The sequence below is a fragment of the Pantoea sp. SIMBA_079 genome, from assembly GCF_046940275.1.
GTDB lineage: Bacteria > Pseudomonadota > Gammaproteobacteria > Enterobacterales > Enterobacteriaceae > Pantoea > Pantoea borealis.
On record NZ_JAWRYR010000763.1, the window covers coordinates 1 to 245 of the forward strand.

Genomic DNA, 245 nt, shown 5'->3' on the forward strand with positions numbered 1-245 from the left:
CGCCGACCTGTCGACGCGCTACCTCGACGAGGCCATGGCGCTGTCGCCGATTTCCGCGACCCAGATCGGCGATCACCGCTTCGACAGCGAGATCGACGACCTGTCGGCCGCCGGCCGCGATGCCGCGCTGACCTTCAACCGGCGCTATCTCGACGCGCTGAACGCGATCGATTTCGCACAGCTCTCGCGCGAGCACCATGTCGATGCGCTGATCCTGCGCAACACGCTCGAATATGCGATCTGGG

General features: G+C 65.7%; 1 protein-coding gene. It reads left to right on the forward strand.

All coding sequences use genetic code 11. The features are described from left to right. A partial coding sequence (locus SB719_RS22005) for a DUF885 family protein (RefSeq protein ID WP_412160011.1) occupies positions 1 to 245 on the forward strand: 245 nt, incomplete at both ends.